General features: G+C 71.4%; 10 protein-coding genes. 8 read left to right on the forward strand and 2 right to left on the reverse strand.

Annotation, left to right across the window (positions count from 1 at the left end; genetic code table 11):
• Window positions 1–15: 15 nt before the first annotated feature.
• The 8 genes from E1B00_RS15075 to E1B00_RS15110 all read left to right on the forward strand — a co-directional run bounded on the left by E1B00_RS15075 (window position 16) and on the right by E1B00_RS15110 (window position 9,220).
• Window positions 16–1,167 (forward strand): hypothetical protein, encoded by a 1,152-nt coding sequence (locus E1B00_RS15075; protein WP_139450317.1) that lies wholly within the window; start codon window positions 16–18, stop codon window positions 1,165–1,167.
• Between the two features lie 458 nt (window positions 1,168–1,625).
• Window positions 1,626–3,503: a tRNA uridine-5-carboxymethylaminomethyl(34) synthesis enzyme MnmG gene (gene mnmG / locus E1B00_RS15080; protein WP_139450319.1), complete on the forward strand. Its 1,878-nt coding sequence runs from the start codon at window positions 1,626–1,628 to the stop codon at window positions 3,501–3,503.
• Window positions 3,504–3,524: 21 nt separating this feature from the next.
• Window positions 3,525–4,121 (forward strand): DUF2062 domain-containing protein, encoded by a 597-nt coding sequence (locus E1B00_RS15085; protein WP_139450321.1) that lies wholly within the window; start codon window positions 3,525–3,527, stop codon window positions 4,119–4,121.
• Window positions 4,122–4,130: 9 nt separating this feature from the next.
• Entirely contained in the window at window positions 4,131–5,330 is a 1,200-nt protein-coding gene (locus tag E1B00_RS15090) for a sialidase family protein (protein ID WP_139450323.1), read from the forward strand.
• Between the two features lie 193 nt (window positions 5,331–5,523).
• Entirely contained in the window at window positions 5,524–7,347 is a 1,824-nt protein-coding gene (locus tag E1B00_RS15095) for an autotransporter domain-containing protein (protein WP_176693290.1), read from the forward strand.
• Between the two features lie 164 nt (window positions 7,348–7,511).
• Window positions 7,512–8,276 carry an isocitrate lyase/PEP mutase family protein gene (locus tag E1B00_RS15100; protein WP_139450327.1) on the forward strand — a complete coding sequence of 255 codons (765 nt, stop codon included), beginning with the start codon at window positions 7,512–7,514 and terminating at the stop codon, window positions 8,274–8,276.
• A 74-nt stretch (window positions 8,277–8,350) separates the two neighbouring features.
• A complete protein-coding gene (locus E1B00_RS15105; protein ID WP_139450329.1) occupies window positions 8,351–8,761 on the forward strand; it encodes a hypothetical protein in 411 nt (136 codons plus the stop codon).
• Between the two features lie 48 nt (window positions 8,762–8,809).
• The gene (locus E1B00_RS15110; protein ID WP_139450331.1) at window positions 8,810–9,220 is read left to right on the forward strand and encodes a hypothetical protein; all 411 of its coding nucleotides are present in this window, start codon (window positions 8,810–8,812) and stop codon (window positions 9,218–9,220) included.
• 19 nt (window positions 9,221–9,239) lie between these two features.
• On the opposite strand, the gene E1B00_RS15115 is transcribed toward E1B00_RS15110, so the two are convergent.
• Window positions 9,240–13,004, reverse strand: coding sequence for a translocation/assembly module TamB domain-containing protein (locus E1B00_RS15115; protein WP_139450333.1), 3,765 nt, complete (start codon window positions 13,002–13,004; stop codon window positions 9,240–9,242).
• Window positions 13,001–14,776 carry an autotransporter assembly complex protein TamA gene (locus tag E1B00_RS15120; RefSeq protein ID WP_139450335.1) on the reverse strand — a complete coding sequence of 592 codons (1,776 nt, stop codon included), beginning with the start codon at window positions 14,774–14,776 and terminating at the stop codon, window positions 13,001–13,003. The genes E1B00_RS15115 and E1B00_RS15120 overlap by 4 nt, the downstream gene beginning before the upstream one ends.
• Window positions 14,777–14,820 lie beyond the last annotated feature (44 nt).

Here is a 14,820-nt window from a genome sequence, read left to right on the forward strand (position 1 = left end):
ACCGGGGGAACTCCCATGACTCGCCGCCTCGCCCGTTTCGCCCCGCTCCTGCTGCTTCTGCTCGCGGGCTGCGTCACCTATACCGACGGTTACTACCGTGGCGGCTATTACAGCGACGGTGGCTACTACTATCCGGCCGAGGATGGCTACGGCGACTACTACGCCGGTCCGGATTACGACGACTACGACTATTACGACGACTACGGCTATTCGTCGTACACGCCGTTCTGGGGCCTGGACCGCTACGGCTGCGGCGCCTGGTCGAGCTGCTCGCCGTACTGGAACAGCTACTACCGCCGACCCTACAGCGGCTGGAGCCTGTCCTTCGGCAGCCACTGGAACTGGGGCCACTGGGGCTGGTACGGCCATCACTGGTCGCCCTGGTACGACTACGGCTACTACAACCCACGTCCGCGTCCACGTCCGCCGCACCACGGCCCGGGCCCGATCCCGGGCGGGCCGGGCGGCACGATCCGGCCGCCCTATACCGGCCCGATCGCGACCAATCCACCGCGCACGGACCCCGGCGAGAATCCGCGCGGCCCCTTCCGCCCGCGTCCGCGTCCGGTCGAAGGCGGCACCTCGCCCGATGGCATGGGCGCCGTGACGCCGCGTCCGATGCCGCGCAGCGATTTCCGCGACGGTCCCCGCAACCCGGGCGGCAAGCCCTACGGTCCGGGCGATGGTCGCGTGGCGCCGCAGCCGCGGCTCGATCCGCAGGCGCAGCCCGCCCCCGCGCCGCGCTACGAGCGGCCGGCGCCGCGCAGCGACTTCCGCAACCCGGGCGGCAAGCCCTATGGCCCGGGCGACGGCCGCGTGGCGCCGCAGCCGCGGCTCGAGCCGGATTCGCGCTACCCGCGCCCGACGGTGCGTGAACCGTCTCCGCCGCCGCGCTACGAACGCCCAATGGTGCGTGAAGCCGCGCGTCCCTCGCCGCCACCGCGTTACGAGCGCCCGGCCATGCGTGAAGCCGCGCCGCCGCCGCGCTACGAGCGCCCGGCGATGCGCGAGCCGGCGCCCTCGCCCTCGCCGCGTTACGAGCGGCCGATGGTGCGTGAGGCCGCCCGGCCGGCCCCATCGTCGTCCCCGCGCTACGAGCGCCCCGCGGCGCCGGTGCGCGAAACGAGACCTGCGTCACAGAACGAAACACGCGACGACGAACCCTGAGCGCGGCGGCCCCTGATCCCGTTGCGCCGGCCCCCGGGCCGGCGCATCCTACGGCCCTGACTGACACAGCGCGTCGCTTTATGACGCGAGCGTTGCCCCCGCATCGCCTGTTCGGCGCCCGGCACCAGGTCCCCTGGATTCCCCCTGTTCCAAGACCCGCCGGGCGCCGACTTTTCTTCCGATCCGCCGCGCAAAGCCGCGGATCCCTGCATCGGACGCAAAAAAAAGGGCTGGTAGCTCCCCCCCGGGAGCTACCAGCCCTGGCATCCCTGTCACGCGCCTGACCAGCCCCTGTTCAGTCTGGTCGACGCCCCCCGGCGTTTGGCCGTGGCAGGTGCCATTGAGTAAAAGCAGGAACCGTGCCAACCCGGCCAAGTGCGGCCGGACCGGCGGCGCGCAATAATCAGCGCCCCATCCGCGCCCCCTCCGCGCCCGGCGCGAACCAGGAACCCGGTCACATGTTGAGCTACGACGTCATCGTCATCGGCGGCGGCCACGCCGGCACCGAGGCCGCGCTGGCGGCCGCGCGTGCGGGTGCACGCACGCTGCTGCTCACGCACAGCCTCGAGACGGTCGGACAGATGAGCTGCAACCCGGCCATCGGCGGCATCGGCAAGGGCCACCTGGTGCGCGAGATCGACGCCCTGGGCGGCGCCATGGCGCGCGCCGCCGACGCCGCCGGCATCCAGTGGCGCACCCTCAACGCCAGCAAGGGCCCGGCCGTGCGCGCCACCCGCGCCCAGGCCGACCGCGTGCTGTACAAGCAGGCGATCCGGCGCATCGTCGAGAACCAGCCAAACCTGGATCTGTTCCAGCAGGCGGTGGACGACCTGGTGATCGAAGGCGATACCGTCACCGGCGTGATCACCCAGAGCGGCCTGCGCTTCGGCGCGCGCGCGGTGGTGCTGACCGCAGGCACCTTCCTCGCCGGCCGCATCCACGTCGGCCTGGTGAACTATCCCGGCGGCCGCGCCGGCGATCCGCCCGCGACGACGCTGGCGCAGCGCCTGCGCGAACGGCCGTTCGTCGTGGACCGGCTCAAGACCGGCACGCCGCCGCGCATCGACGGCCGCAGCATCGATTACGAGGGACTGGCCGAACAGCCGGGCGACACGCCGGTGCCGGTGTTCTCCTTCCTGGGCAGCGCCGCCGACCATCCGCGCCAGGTCAGCTGCTGGATCACGCATACCTCCGAGCGCACGCACGAGATCATCCGCGGCGGCCTGGACCGCTCGCCGATGTATTCGGGCGTGATCGAGGGCGTGGGTCCGCGCTACTGCCCCTCGATCGAGGACAAGGTGGTGCGTTTCGCCGACAAGGCCTCGCACCAGGTGTTCATCGAGCCCGAGGGCCTGGACACGCACGAGATCTATCCCAACGGCATCTCCACCTCGTTGCCCTATGAAGTGCAGTTCGAGCTGGTGCGTTCGATCAGGGGCTTCGAAAACGCGCACATCACCCGGCCGGGTTACGCCATCGAATACGACTACTTCGATCCGCGCGGGCTGAAGGCCTCGCTGGAAACCAAGCTGGTCGCCGGGCTGTTCTTCGCCGGCCAGATCAACGGCACCACGGGCTACGAAGAGGCAGCGGCCCAGGGCTTGCTGGCCGGGCTCAACGCCGCCCGCCACGTGCTGCAGCGCGTGGCCTGGTCGCCGCGCCGCGACGAGGCCTACCTGGGCGTGCTGGTGGATGACCTGGTCACGCACGGCACCACCGAGCCCTACCGCATGTTCACCAGCCGCGCCGAATACCGGCTGCAGCTGCGCGAGGACAATGCCGATGCGCGCCTGACGCCGGTCGGCCGCGAGCTGGGACTGGTCGACGAAACCCGCTGGGCGGCGTTCTCGCGCAAGGCCGAGGCCGTCGAGCGTGAACGCGCGCGCCTGCAGGCGATCTGGGCTGCGCCGGGCGGCACGCTCGCGCGCGAACTCGAAGCGGCGACCGGCATCGTGCTGGCCCGCGAGGCCACGGCGCTGGACCTGATGAAGCGCCCCGAGCTCGACTACGCGCAGCTGACCGCACTGCCTTCGCTGCAGCCTGCGGTCGACGATGCCGCCGTCGCCGAGCAGGTCGAGATCGGCGTGAAATATTCCGGCTACCTCGAGCGCCAGCGCGAAGAGATCGAACGCAGCCGCCGGAACGAGGACAGCCGCATTCCGGCCGACTTCGACTACGCCGGCATTCCCGGCCTGTCTGCCGAACTGCAGGGCAAACTGGCCAAGGTGCGGCCGGAAACCATCGGCCAGGCGCAGCGTATTCCCGGCATGACGCCGGCGGCGATCTCGCTGCTGCTGGTGCGGCTGGCCAAACAGCGCGGCCGCCGCGTCGCCTGAGCGGCGCGCGCCGCACCCGCCATGCCGGTCCGTTCGCATCCGCTGCACCGCCAATGGCTGGCGCGCCGGCGCCGGCTGCGGCGCTGGCTGCGGCCGCTGCCGCGGCGCGCGAACGTCGACCGCTACCCGGTGATCAAGTGGTTCGCCGATGCCGCGCGGCGTCGGCCCTACCTCTGGTCGTTCAAGCGGCCGCAGGTGCTGGCCTCGCTGTATGCCGGCGGGGTGCTGGCGCTGCTGCCGGTGTACGGACTGCAGGTCGTCATCGGACTGGCGCTGGCGATCCTCGTGCGCGGCAACCTGACGGTGATGATCGCGCTGCAGATGATCACCAACCCGCTGACGCTGGCGCCGATCTACGTCGGCACGCATGCACTCGGGCGCTGGCTGATCGGACTGGCCGGTTTCGGCGACCGCGCCACCCCGCTGGGTCCCTATGTCGATGCGCTGGTGGTCGGCGGCATCTTCGGCGGCCTGGCCTTGGCCCTGGTGCTGGACTTGTCGTGGCGCGCGCTGGCCTGGGAAGCGCGGCGCTTCCGCGGCCAACGGCAGGCCCTGCACGAGCGCTTCGACTACCGCCACCACCGCCGCGAAGATGACGGCTCAGCGCACGGGCGGTAGATTGCGGCGATGAAAACCCTGCTCGCGCTGCTGCTGGTTCCCACCCTGGCCCCGGCCGCCACCGTCGCCGATTGGGCCTTGCCCGCGCCGCCCGGATCGGCCCAGCCCAATCTTTCTGTCGCGCCCGACGGCGACCTGCTGCTGAGCTGGATCGAGCGCCGCAAGGACGGCGGCCATCGGCTGGCCTTCGCGCGGCACGATGCCGCGACCGGCTGGTCGGCGCCGCGCACGATCGCCCAGGGCGACGACTGGTTCGTGAACTGGGCGGACTTCCCCGCGCTTCAGGCGCTGCCCGACGGCAGCCTGTGGGCGCACACCCTGGTGAAAAACGGTGTCGCCACCTATGCCTACGACGTGCGCCTGCAGCGTTCGACCGACGGCGGCGCCACCTGGACCGCGGCGACGCCGGTGCACGACGACGGCACACCGACCGAACACGGTTTCGCAAGCCTCTGGGCCCAGGACAAACACACCCTGGGCATCGCCTGGCTCGACGGCCGCCACACCGGCGGCGGCCACGACCACGGCGGCCACGGCGGCGGCGCGATGACGCTGCGCGCCGCCACCTTCGGCCGCGACGGCCGCAAGCGCAGCGACAGCGAACTCGACGCCAGCACCTGCGACTGCTGCCAGACCGACGCCGCCGCCGGCGCGGACGGCCTGCTGCTCGCCTACCGCGACCGCGCCGAAGGCGAAGTGCGCGACATCGCCGTCGCCCGCTTCGACGGCAAGGCCTGGTCGGCGCCGGTGATCGTGCACGCCGACCGCTGGGTGATGCCGGCCTGCCCGGTGAACGGTCCGGCCATCGCCGCACGCGGCCGCCAGGCCTGGGTGGCCTGGTACACCGCCGCGGGCGGCGCGCCTTCGATCCGCCTCGCTGCGTCGACCGACGCGGGCCGCCGGTTCGGGCCCATGAGGCTCGTCGCCCAAGGCCCGGCCCAGCACGGCCGCGTCGACCTGGCCGCCGACAGCACCGGGGTCTGGGTCGCGTGGCTGGAAGAGGACCGCGGCCGGCAGTCCCTGTGGCTGGCGCGCTACGGCCATGACCTCGCCGCAGAACACTTCCGCCGGAAGGTCGCCGACGTCACCGGCCGCGGCCGGGCCACCGGCTTTCCCCGCCTGCAGCTGCAGGACGGCGCGGCCTTGCTGGCCTGGACCGACATCGTGGCCGGCCGGCCCCGGCTGCGGGGCGTTTCGGTCCGGCCCTGAGCGATTTGCACTGTACCCGGTGGTATGGAATCGGCCTTTGGATTAAGGTGATGCGGCCTCCCCCGGACCGATGTCCGGAGGAGACAGGCAGCGGCTCAAGGGGAGGGAGCGGCACCGGCGCAAGCACGGTGGCGCCGAAGGAGACCCTGGGCTCGTGGTCGTACAACCCATAAGCCCCGACAGGAGTTTTCCCATGCCCCGTTTCCATCGTTTGGCCGGCGCCGTTGCCTTGGCGCTCGGTTGCGCCGGCGCCGCCCAGGCGCAAGAGTTCAGCAGCTTCGTCGTGTTCGGTGACAGCCTCAGCGACTCGGGCAACATCGCCCAGTTCAGCGGCCTGCCGGCCGGCAACAGCTTCACCACCAATCCGGATCCGGTCGCGGCCGAAATCATCGCGGCGGCCTTCGGCCTGCCGGGCACCAACTCGCTTGCCGGCGGTTCCAACTACGCCTGGGGCGGCGCCTGCGTGAACGCGGCCGGTGCCTGCCTCAACCCGGTGCCGAACATCCCGACCCAGATCACGCAGTACCTGGCGCCGCGCAGCAACGCCGCCGATCCGAACGCGCTTTACAGCGTCTGGGGCGGCGCGAACGACATCTTCGCCGCGCTCGGCAACCCGGCCACCGCGCAGGCGGCCACCGTCGCCGCCGCCACCGCCTACGTGCAGCAGATCGGCCGCCTGCAGGCCGCCGGCGCCAACTACATCATCGTCTACAACCTGCCCGACCTCGGCGTGACGCCCCAGTTCGCCACCAACCCGGCGGCCGGCACGATCAGCCAGATCACCGTGGTGTACAACACCGCGTTCGCCACCGGCCTGGCCCAGCTCGGCGACGGCATCATCCCGATCAACACCTTCGGCCTGATCAACGAGATCCGCGCCAACCCGGGCCTGTACGGCTTCACCAACATCACCGGCACCGCCTGCGCGCCGGCCAACTCCGTGGCCTGCGGCCCGGCCGGTTCCGGCCTGCCGGCGACCTACCAGCCGGGCACCAACGAGACTTTCCTGTTCGCCGACGGCGTGCACCCGACCGGCGCGGCCCACCGCATGCTGGCCAACGTGGTGCTGTCGACCCTATCGGCGCCGGTGCAGGTGTCGTACGCGGGCGAAGGCGGCATCCAGGCCGCCGAGAACCACAGCCGCTCGGTCACCGACGAACTGATGTCCGACTTCCAGCTCGACCGCGAAGTGGGCAGCGTGCGCGGTTACGCGACGGTGCAGTACGGCGAGCAGGACTTCGACGGCACCTCGGCGGTCACCGCCGGCAGCGCCGACGTGATGACCCTGACCCTGGGCGCCAACCACCGCGCCAGCGACAACGCCTACTGGGGCGTCGCGGTCAGCCTGGGCAACCACGACAACGACGTCGCCGGCGCCAACCTCGACAGCCGTCCGGTGCTGGCCTCGCTGCACGGTGCCCTGCGCTTCGGCGGCGGCGGTTACCTGAGCGGTGCGATCAGCGGCGGCAGCACCAGCGTCGACATCGAGCGCTACATCGAGCTCGGCCCGACCACCCGCATCGAAACCGGCTCCACCAGCGCCCAGCAGCTCGGCGCCGAAGTCGGCTTCGGCTGGCTGTTCGGCCAGGCCGGCGGCGTCCAGCACGGCCCGTTCCTGGGCGCGCAGTGGATCAAGCAGGAAATCGACGGCTACAGCGAAGACAACGGCACCGCGACCTCGATGAACTTCCGCGGCTTCGACCGCGATTCGATGGTCAGCCGCGTCGGCTACCAGCTGATGGGCGGCACCGCCGACGGCTTCCGTCCGTACGCGCGCGTGGCCTACAACGAAGAGAGCGAGGACGACCAGGTGGTGGTCAACGCCGGTTCGAACTCGATGCCGGGCCGCTTCACCCTGGGCGGCTACACCCCGTCGCAGGACTGGATCAGCGCCGACATCGGCTTCAACTGGGGCTTCAGCGAGAACGTGACCGGCTTCTTCGCCTACACCGGCCGCTTCAGCGACGACAGCCAGGAGCGCAACAGCATCAGCCTGGGCCTGCGCACCACCTTCTGATCCATCGCGTCATCGTGTCGGGAAAGGCCGCCCTCCGGGGCGGCCTTTTTCTTTGCGTGGCCGAAGCGCGCAACACAGCATCCGCCGGCCATGACCTGGCAGGTCATTGCGGCGGCGCAGTTCGATCCCGATGATCGTTCCCGAACCCAGACACGGAAACGACCATGACCCACGCCGATCACGCCGCCACCTTCCGCCGCCTGCATGTGCCGGGCCAGCCGCTGGTGCTGTTCAACGCCTGGGACGCCGGCACGGCGCGCGCGATCGCCAAGGCCGGCGCGGCGGCGATCGCCACCGGCAGCTGGTCGGTGGCCGCGGCCAATGGCTTTCCCGACGGCGAGAAGGTGCCGCTGGAGCTGGCCTTGGCCAATCTCGCGCGCATCGTCGGCGCGACCGCCCTGCCGGTGAGCGTCGATCTGGAAAGCGGCTACGGCGCGGACGCCGAGGCCGTCGGCCGCACGGTCGCGCTGGCCATCGCCGCCGGTGCGATCGGCGCGAACATCGAGGACAGTTTCCCGGCCGACGGCAAGCTGCGCCCGGTCGCCGAACAGGCCGCACGCCTGGCCGCCGCCCGCCGCGCCGCCGAAGCCGGCGGCCACGACTTCTTCCTCAACGCCCGCACCGACGTGTTCTTCCAGAAGCCGGCGGATGCGCACGACGAAGCGATGGTGGCGCAGGCGATCGAACGCGCGCAGGCCTATGCCGCCGCCGGCGCCGACGGCCTGTTCGTGCCGGGCCTGGTGGACGAAGCGCTGATCGCCAGCGTGGTGCGCCAGAGCCCGCTGCCGGTGAACGTGATGGTCGGCGGCGGCACGCCCTCGAACGCGCGCCTGGCCGCCATCGGCGTCGCACGCATCAGCCACGGGCCGGGGCCGTACCTGGCGATGATGGCGCAGCTCCAGGCGGCGGCCGAGGCGGCATTGCGTTAGATTGCGTCCGAGCGCACTGAAGCTGACCCTCGGAACGGGTCCGCGGGAGCTAACGCATGAGCGGTGGGTGGGACATGGCCGGTGTCCTGGTTCTTCTGGTGGCCGCGATGGGCGGCCCGGGCGTCGCGAACGGCGAGGCGGTGCAATCCGACGTGACCGTGTCGAAGGGGCCAGCCGGCGATCCGGCAGGGCAAACCGTTCCCACGTATCCCGTTGGCCGCGAGCAAATGTTTGAGTTTCTTTCAGGGCGCATCCAGATGTCGTGCAAACTGCCGGAGCTGCAGGCCGCGGCCCGGCTCTCGGAAAGGAAATGCGTGGAACGGGTCCGGGCGGCAGAAGCGCGCTGCAAGGCGGATGCCCGTGTCTTGATTCCGGAAAGCGAGATCGCGGCAAAAGAGCAATACGAGAAAGAGTTCAAGCGTTACCTTGACTGCCTGATTCCGCCGACGGATCGGGCGCGGCCTGGAGCGCAGGAAATTGCCTGAGGCGGCCGTCCGGAGGGCCGTTTTCGCCTCGTTGTCCAGGAGTCCCGAATGAAGTCGATCCCCGCGGGAATTATGGTCCTGCTCTTGGCCGCTTGCCACGCGAGCTCAGCCCGGAAAGCAGCCAATGAGATGACGATCTGCCAGATCAATGCCGCGGGAGACGCCGTGGTCGGTGCCCTAGTGCGGTCCTCGGGAATCTACAAGACGGACGGCGCCAACTTGTCGTTCTTCGTCGATGAGGCCTGCGGGGCTGAGGCGAACGGGATTGATCTTGGGCGTGCCTGGGGTGTTCCAAGCTATGACGCTCTTCGCGAGAAATGGACGCGTGACTGCGAGGCGGCAGGCAGAAGGATCGTCTGCGTGGTGGAGAGGAAAGTCTTCTTCACCGGGCGCGTCAGGAGATCGGAAGACGGCGGCCATCCGGTCATCGATCTCAAGAGCATCCACGAAAGCCGCTGAGGCCAACGCTCTATCCCGTCTACCGCTCCCGCCGCCAGTTCAACGACGCCGCGCTCTCGTTGCCCTGCTCGATGCTGATGTCGAAGCCGCGCGTCAGCAGGTACTTCAGCGTCACCACCTGGCCGCTGCCGATCAGGGAGACGCCGTAGCTCAGGAACAGGCGCGGCGACACGTATTTGCCGATGGTGAAGGTGGCGCCGCCGAGGTTGCGCGAATCGGTGACGCCGGCTTCGTCCAGGCCCAGCTGGGCGCCGAGCTGCTGCGCGACCAGGTTGCCGCCGGCGCCCAGGGCCAGGGCGGTGGCGCTGAGCTGTTCGCTTTCGTTGCTGGTGGTGGTGCTGAGCGGACGGCCGAACACCAGCCAGGACAGCGCCTCGCTGGTTTCCATCGCCGGCGACGACACCACGGTGGTTTCCGGGCGGCGCGCGGTGCCGCGCACCTGCACGCCGACGGTGACCTCGTCGAACTCGCGTTCGGCGCGGATGTCGAGCGTGGGATTGTCGTAGGGCGAGTCGGCGAAGCCCAGGCGCGCGCGCTCGATGGTCAGCGCCTGGCCGTAGGCGCGGTACTTGCCGGTGACCTGCAGCGTGCCCGTGGCGACGGCGCGGCGGCCCGGCGCTTCGCGCAGGGCCAGGCGGCCGGTCATCGCGCCGTCCAGGCCGAAGCCCTTCAGCTTCACGTTCTCGCCCAGGGTCACCGCGAAGTCGAGGTCGAGCGGCGTCGCGCGTTCGCGCGGGCCGTCGAGGGGATCGACCACCACCACGTCGGGCGAAATCGTGACGTCGGAGTCCAGCGCCTCCAGGTCCACGCGCGCCTCGGGCACGTCGAGCGTGCCGCGCACTTCCAGGCCGCCGCCGAGCCAGCGCAGCGTCAGGTCGGGGTTGGCGATGACGTAGAGCTCGGGCGTGCTGGCCAGCGTCACCTTCTCGCCCACCAGCACCAGCTGCAGCGGCGCGGTGTCGTCGCGGAAGTTCAGGCTGCCGTCCAGGCGCAGCACGCCGTCGCCGGACGCGACGCGTCCGTCCACGCGCACGGCGCCGTCGGCGGTGCCGGCGAGGTCGGCCTCGCCCTCGCGCAGCTTCAGGCCCAGCGCGGGCAGTTCGGCGGCGAACTGCTGCAGCCGCGCCTGGCCCGAAAACGCCGGTTCGGCGCGCGTGCCGGCGATCAGCAGCCGGCCCTGCAGGCGGCCGGTCGGGCCGGCGAGATCTTCAGAGAACAGCTCCAGCCAGGTCAGGTCGCGCACGTCGAGCTGCAGTTCGCCGTCCATCGTGGCGGTGTCGGCCAGGCCGGTGCGCAGGCGGGCGCGGACTGAACCGTTGTCGGCGAGCGCGGCGCTGAGTTCGCCGTCCACCGCGTCGCCGTCCAGCTGCAGCTGCACGACCAGGTTCGTATACCCGAACACGTCGCGTTCGAGGTCTTCGTCCAGGCGCAGCGCACCTTCGGCGGACGTGAGCTGGCCCTCGCCGCGCCAGGCGCCGTCGCGGCCGCGGCGCAGGTCGGCGCGCAGGTCGAGCGTGCCGTCGACCTGCAGCACGAGGTCCTGGTCCGGCGTCAGCCAGGGCTGGGCGAGCGCCAGCGGCACGGATTCGCCTTCGATCGTCGCGCTGTCGCCCTGCGCGGCCAGACAGAGCCGGCCGCTCATCGCTTCGGCGACCAGGCAGCTGCGGTCGAGCTGCAGCACGTTGGGGCCGTAGCGGAAGCCGGCGCCGTTCTCCAGCGTCAGCACCGGCGCCTGCTTGGCGGCCAGGCGCAGCTGCTCGATCCGGCCGCGCCATTCGGCGCCGCTGCGCGCGACATTGCCGGCCAGCGACAGCTCGCCCAGCTCACCGGACGCCGCGCCCTGCAGCTGCATCGCCGCCAGGCTGCCGGTGCCGCGCGCGTCAAGGCGATCGAGCGCGAGGCCGGCGAGCTGCAGGCCTTCGCCCGATACTTCGAACGCGCCCGAGTCGCCGCGCGCGGGCAGGGTGCCCGACAGGCGCAGGCGATCAGCGCGCTGGCCGTTCCAGACCAGACCGGCGCCCTGCAGTTCGGCGGCATAGTCGAGCGCGTCCGCGGGGCCGCGCAGCTGCAGGTTGCCGTCGAGCAGGCCGCTGGCGCCGGCGACCAGGTCGGACAGGTCCAGCGGCGCGAACTGCGCCTGCAGGTCGTACACCGCGCCGAAGCCGCCGCGAACGCCGAGCACGCTGCCGCCGATGCGCAGGTCGGCTTCGCCGCTGCCGCGGTCGCCGTTCCAGTCGGCGAGCAGACGGCCGGACACCGCGCGGTCGCGCAGTTCGCCGGACAGATTCTCGACGCGCGCTTTGCCCGTCCACTGGCCGTCGTCGCGCTGCGTCGCGTCGGCGACCAGGTCGCCGCTGAGCGCGCCGGGATAGTCGGGCAGGAAATAGCCCGGGTCGAAGCCGGCGAGCGCGGCCTCGAGTTCGAAGGCCAGCGCCGGCGCCCAGCGCACGGTGCCGCGGCCGTCGAGCGAACCGGTGGGCGTGTCGGCGCGCAGCGTGCGCAGCGCCAGCTGCTCGCCGTCGCCGATGCCTTCGAGTTGCACCTGCGCTTCTTCGCCGGCGCGCGCGAGCGTGGCGTCGCCGGCCAGCGACCAGTGGTCGAAGGTGCCGGCCGCATGCAGTTCGCCGCGGGCCGTCACCGCGCTCGCGCCGGGCTCGGTGGTCGCCGGCTCCAGGCGCAGGCCCGGGCTGCGCAGCACGGTGTCGAAGGCGGCGTGGTCGCCGTCCACCAGCAGCTTGCCCTCGAGCTGCAGAGGCCCCTGGGGCAGCACAAGTTTCAGCGGCTCGGCGCGCAGCATCTGCGAGGCCAGCACCAGCCGGGAAGATTCGATGCCGATGCGCCAGTCGCCGCGGATGACTTCGCCCTGCAGCTGCGCTTCGCCGCCGCGGCCGTTCGCGTCGAGCTGCCAGGCCAGGATTTCGCCGGGCGCGGCGCCGAACAGCGCGGGGTCGAAACCTTCCGAGTGCGAGGCGAACGTCCACACCGGCACGGCTGCCGATTCGCGCAGGTCGAGGCTGAGCGAAAGCGGCTGCGGGGCGCGGCCGGCGAGGTCGAGTCTCATCTCGTCCAGGTCGCCCTTCGCGCTCAGCTGCAGGTTCGCGGCCGGTGCGGTATCGGTGGCGGCGACCGCCCAGGTCGCGGCGAGGTCGGTGCGGAAGTTGCGGTCCGGGCGGTACTCGCCCTTGAGCGTGAGCCGGCCGCGGTTGCTGTCGAGCGCCAGCGCATCGGCCTCGAAACCATCGCCGACCAGGCGCAGGGCGCTGGCCTCGATCGTCGCGATGTCGATCAGCGTCGTGTCGTCGCGTTCGATGCGCAGACCGTCCACGTCCAGGCGTTCGCTGCGGATGCGCAGCGGCATCGGCAGGCGCGGCAGCACCTCGGGCCAGGTCGGCAGGGCGAAGGGCTCATCCACGCTCGGCGGCAGCACCAGCACGGCGCCGTCCACTTCCAGGCGGTCGAGCTGCAGGCGGCGGCCGAGCACCGGCAGCACGTCGGGATCGAGCAGCACGCGTTCGGCGGTGAAGGTGACGCCGTCGTGCGAATAGCGCACGCCGAACAGTTCCAGCGGCCCGCTGACCGTGCCTTCGGCGCGCTGCCAGCTCAGCGAATCCGGCGGCAGCAGGCCGAGCACGCGGCCGAGCAGGGTGTCGCGGCCGGCCGTGGTCTGCAGCAGCCAGAGCAGCAGGGCCAGCGTCGCCAGCGCCAGCAGGCCCGAGCCCAGGCCGAGGCGCCGCGACCAGCGGCGGGCGAAGCTGCGCGGCGGTTTCGCGGCGGGCGCGCTCACAGGTCCGGCCCGATGTTGAGGTGCAGGCGCACGCTCTGCTGCGCCGCGTCGCCGAAGCCGTGCGCCACGTCCAGCCGCACCGGCCCCACCGGCGAACGCCAGCGCAGGCCGACGCCGACGCCGACTTCGGCCTCGAAGGTCTCGTCGAAGGCGTCACCCGCGTCCACGAACACGGCGCCGCCCCATTCGCGGGTGAACATGCGCTCGAACTCGGCGCTGAACACCGCCAGGTGCTTGCCGCCGAACACGTAGCGGCGGCCGGTCGGGTCTTCGATGTACTGGCCGATCTCCTTGTAGCCATAGCCGCGCACGCTGCGGTCGCCGCCGGCGTAGAAGCGCAGCGAGGGCGGGAAGTCGGGGAATTCGCCGCTGATCGTGGTGCCGGCCTCGGCGCGCAGCAGCAGCCGGTTGCGGCGGCCGAAGCCGCGGATCCAGCGGCCTTCGGCGCGCATCTGCAGGAAGTCGATGTCCGAGCCCAGGGCGGTGTTGCCGCCGCGCAGCTCCAGCGTCAGCCCCAGCGCGCGGCGCGGGTAGAGCAGGTCGTCGGCCTCGCTCCACTGCGCCCACAGCGAGGGATAGACCAGCGTGCTGTAGGCGTAGTCGAAGCCGGTCTCGGCGTCCTCGAAGCGCTCGCGGCGGAAGTTCATCGCCGCGGTCAGGTTCCACTTGCCCAGGCGGCCGCTGCGGCTGCCCACGAGTTCGAACAGCTGGTTGTTGATGCCGTCGATCTCTTCCTCGCGCGCGCTGGCCGAAGCGGTGTACCAGCCGTCGAGCCAGGCGAAGGCCGGGATGCGGTACTGCACGGTGACGTCGCTGCGGCGCTGCGCCAGGCTGGCCAGGCTGCGCAGTTTGTGGCCGCGGTTGTTCACCCAGCGCCGCTCGAGGCCGAAGGTCAGGCCCAGGCCGGTGTCGGTGCCGTAGCGCACGCCGGCGGAGTAGATGCTGCGCTTGCCCGGGGCCAGCGCCACCTTCACTGGCATGCGGCGCTCGGCGTCGGCGGCCTTGGGGTCGGCGGTGATGTCGATGGCGCTGAAGTAGTCGAGCTCGGACAGCGACTTCTGCAGGGCCAGCAGTTCCTTCTGGTCGTAGGCCTGGCCGGGCGTCCAGGGCACCAGCTTCTCGAGCAGGCCGGGGCGGAACTGGTGGCCTTTGAAGCTCGCGTTGCCCAGGCGGTAGCGTTCGCCGCTGGTCCAGGCCAGTTCGATGTCGGCGGCGCGTTCGGCGCGGCTGACGGTGACGCGGTGCACGGCCTGCTCCGCGTCGAAGTAACCGCGCTCGGCCAGGGCGCGGTCCATCGCCGCCTTGCTGTCTTCGTAGGTGCCGTGGTGGAAGGGCTGCTCGGCGCGCGGACGGAAGCGCTCGAGCCGGCGCATCAGGGCGCTGTCGGCCTCGGCCGGGCCGGTGAGGCTGAGGTCGCGGCGGCGAACGCGCACCGGCTCGCCGGGCGCGATGGTCACCTGCACGGTGACCTGTTCGCCCTCGCGCTGCACCTCGGTGCGGATCTCCGGATCGTAATACCCGAACGGCTCCAACGCGGCGCGGGCCTCGCGCGGGGCGCGGCGCAGCAGGTAGGACAGGCGGCTTTCGCTCAGCGACTTGCGCCGGTTGGGATTGAGGCGCTGCAGCGACAGCGCGTCGGAGACGTTGTCGCGCATCTCCTCGTCGTCCAGGCCGCGGATCTCCACCGCCTGCAGCTCCAGCGCCCAGGCCGCGGGTGCGGACAGCAGCAGGGCGGCGACGAGCAGCAGGCGGGCGGGGGGCGATATCGGCATGCGCGGCAAGGATAACCGCTGCGGATGTTCGGGCTTCGCGACGA

This window comes from Arenimonas terrae (assembly GCF_006265115.1).
Taxonomy (GTDB): domain Bacteria; phylum Pseudomonadota; class Gammaproteobacteria; order Xanthomonadales; family Xanthomonadaceae; genus Arenimonas; species Arenimonas terrae.

Coding starts and splice junctions, on each gene's coding strand:
- E1B00_RS15120 (WP_139450335.1), bottom strand. CDS start 14,776: ATGCCGATATCGCCCCCCGCCCGCCTGCTGCTCGTCGCCGCCCTGCTG.
- E1B00_RS15095 (WP_176693290.1), top strand. CDS start 5,524: ATGCCCCGTTTCCATCGTTTGGCCGGCGCCGTTGCCTTGGCGCTCGGT.
- E1B00_RS15085 (WP_139450321.1), top strand. CDS start 3,525: ATGCCGGTCCGTTCGCATCCGCTGCACCGCCAATGGCTGGCGCGCCGG.
- E1B00_RS15110 (WP_139450331.1), top strand. CDS start 8,810: ATGAAGTCGATCCCCGCGGGAATTATGGTCCTGCTCTTGGCCGCTTGC.
- mnmG (WP_139450319.1), top strand. CDS start 1,626: ATGTTGAGCTACGACGTCATCGTCATCGGCGGCGGCCACGCCGGCACC.
- E1B00_RS15090 (WP_139450323.1), top strand. CDS start 4,131: ATGAAAACCCTGCTCGCGCTGCTGCTGGTTCCCACCCTGGCCCCGGCC.
- E1B00_RS15105 (WP_139450329.1), top strand. CDS start 8,351: ATGGCCGGTGTCCTGGTTCTTCTGGTGGCCGCGATGGGCGGCCCGGGC.
- E1B00_RS15075 (WP_139450317.1), top strand. CDS start 16: ATGACTCGCCGCCTCGCCCGTTTCGCCCCGCTCCTGCTGCTTCTGCTC.
- E1B00_RS15100 (WP_139450327.1), top strand. CDS start 7,512: ATGACCCACGCCGATCACGCCGCCACCTTCCGCCGCCTGCATGTGCCG.